General features: G+C 71.8%; 1 protein-coding gene. It reads right to left on the bottom strand.

Annotated features, from left to right (window positions below; genetic code table 11):
* On the bottom strand, positions 1–606 hold a 606-nt coding region (locus tag ACZYRU_RS26885; RefSeq protein ID WP_488960174.1), incomplete at both ends, for an HNH endonuclease signature motif containing protein.

The raw sequence follows: 606 nt of genomic DNA, 5'->3' as shown, positions 1-606 counted from the left end.
GCAGAGCGGGACGAGGTTGCACGGGCAGGTCGGTCCACCCTCGCCGTGGGCGCGGGCGTGGTCGAGGTCGCACCGGGTGGCGGGGCGGGTGCAGTGCGGGAACCGGCAGGTGTGGTCCCGCAGTTGAACGCGGGTCCTGTGCCGGTCAGGGATCTCGTACGAGCCGACGGGGACGTGGTCGGCCAGATCGATCACGGGCCGCACGACCACAGTCGTGTGCCGGGCCCGGAGCCACTCGCGGATCTGGGCGGCGGTGATGGGGCAGCGGCCCTCTTCCCACCGGCCGACCGGGTTCTGGCCCGTCAGGGTGGTGTCGGTGACGTGGACGTTCAACACGACCTTGCGGCCCGGGACGGTCGCGACGACCTCCCCGGTTCCGGGGTCGGGGATCAAGAGGTCGAGTGCGAGGTCCTGCCGGGCGAGCTCCGCTGCTGCCTTCGAGCGCCGTACATCGAGTGACGAGTCGTCGCCGAGCCGACCGAGCGCCTCGGCCCGACGGGACACCGCCAGGTCGAGGTCGTGTCCGTCGGCGGCATCCATCAGTCCGTCCAGGTGGACCAGCCCGTGCTCGTCGACTTCGCCGATGTCGAAGTGCCGGTGGTCGGC

The organism is Nocardioides sp. F233 (assembly GCF_057813895.1).
Note: the sequence above shows the minus strand (reverse complement) of the source record. Positions and strands in the feature narration are given on the sequence as shown.